Origin of the sequence: Actinoplanes sp. NPDC048791 (assembly GCF_040650095.1) — a bacterium.
GTDB lineage: Bacteria > Actinomycetota > Actinomycetes > Mycobacteriales > Micromonosporaceae > Actinoplanes.
In genome coordinates this window covers 1-1,855 of record NZ_JBEZGQ010001366.1, presented here as the reverse complement: position 1 = coordinate 1,855, position 1,855 = coordinate 1, and the positions used below count along the sequence as shown (strand labels likewise).

The 1,855-nt window shown below is 71.5% G+C and carries 2 protein-coding genes; both read left to right on the top strand.

Annotation, left to right across the window (positions count from 1 at the left end; all coding sequences use genetic code 11):
- Window positions 1–1,560, top strand: a 1,560-nt coding sequence (locus AB0C29_RS46365; protein WP_360834483.1) for a glycoside hydrolase family 16 protein, incomplete at its 5' end; no start/stop codon positions are given.
- A 113-nt stretch (window positions 1,561–1,673) separates the two neighbouring features.
- Window positions 1,674–1,855: hypothetical protein (locus AB0C29_RS46360; protein WP_360834481.1), on the top strand; the 182-nt coding region annotated here is incomplete at its 3' end.

Below are 1,855 nucleotides of genomic sequence, written 5' to 3'. Positions count from 1 at the left end.
CGCAACCGCGCCCGGGCGGCCCGGGCGGCGCTGGCCGGCCCGGACAACGAGCTGGCTCCGTTCGTACGGGTCGGGCAGTACCAGGTGTCCGACAACGAGTGCGCCAACCCGGTGCTCGGCACCGACGTGGCCGGCTGGGGCAGGCTCAGCAGCAGCCTGGTGGTCACCCGGCAGGCGGTCACCGACCATCCGTCGGCGGCCTGGGAGCTGGGCGTGGCCAACGGCGCCGCGACCACCGCGGGCATCTACCTGCCGGAGCAGAAGGTGCAGCCCGGTGCCGTGTGGGAGGTCGGGGCGGACGCGCGGAGCAACGATCCGGCGCGCCTGCGGATGGAGATCGACTGGCAGGATTCGGCCGGCGTGTACCTGGGCCACACCAACGGCGGCTACCTGCCGGTGGCCGGCACCCGGGCCTTCACCCGGATCTCCGGCCGGTTCACCGTCCCGGCGGGCGCCGTCCGGGCCAAGGTGCTGCTGCGGGCCACCGAGCTCGACGCGAACAAGGGTTTCGCCGCCACCATGTGTGCGTACAAGGCGACCCCGGACGCTGACGTCAAGCTGACCGGGACGTGGGCGGACGGCACGGCGACGGCGATGTGGACGACCAGGCGGACCGACATCATCGGCTGGAACGTGGGCCGCGACGGCACCGACACCCGCGAGAACGGCCCGTGGTCGACCGAACGGACGACCGACATCAGCAGCCACCAGTTCAACCTGCTCAAGAACGGCTCCTGGTATTCGCTGATCCTGATCCCGAAGACCGCCGCCGGGCCGCTGACACCGCTGAGCATCAGCGTCAGGCCGGGCACCGCGCCGCCGCCGGGCCCGGAGCCGGAGCCGGGCGACAGCGACGGCGTCACGGCGGCCAAGCGGCTCAACTGGGGTGCGCCGCTGACCCAGCACAGCGACGAGTTCAACTACACCGGTACGCCGGATCCGGCGAAGTGGAGCGTCGGCAGCGGGTGCTGGCCCAACCAGCACGCCGCCGGTACCCGCCGGTGCGCGGACCGCACCACCGTGGCCGACGGCAAACTGATCATGACGGGTCTGGCCAACGGGGACACGGCCTGGATGCAGAGCGACTACAGCACCCGCTACGGCCGGTGGGAGGCCCGGGTGCGTTCCCGCAACACCGGTACGGACAACGGCCGCTACTTCCGGACCCTGCTCATCGTGTGGCCCGACGACGACATCTGGCCGGAGGAGGGTGAGTACGACTTCCTGGAGAACACGAGAACGGCTGCCCCGTGCGTGAACGCGGTGCTGCACTACCCGGTGAAGTCCGGCGGCACCCAGCAGGAGGACCGCGAGAAGACCGACTGCCGTGAGCCGATGAGCGAATGGCACAACATCGGCTTCGAGTGGACGCCGGACCACGTCCGCGGCTTCATCGACGGGCAGCAGTGGTTCAGCATCTCCGGCGGCGAGTCGTCGACCCGCAAGGCGATGCAGTCGATGTGGCGTGGCCACCTGACCATGCAGTTCGACAACTTCCGCGGGCAGAACATGACCCCCGGGTCGTACGAGGCCGAGTGGATCCGGATGTACCCGGTCTGAACCCGGCAGCCGGGGGCGGACCGCCGCCCCCGGCAAGTCGTGTTCGCGACTTCACGCGGCGTGACGACGCGGTACGGTCGCCGCACCCCGCCCGCGCGCGCATCGGAGTCGCCATGACCGCCACCAGCACCCCGGCCGACCTCGCCGGCGCCGTCCGCGTCCTGCGCCCGCTGCTCGCCGAGCGCCTGCTGCTGACCCAGGACCCTGAGTTCCCGGCCGCCCGCCAGGTCTGGAACGCCGCGGTGAAACACCAGCCGGCGGCGATCGCCCGCTGCGCCACGGTGGCCGAGATCGG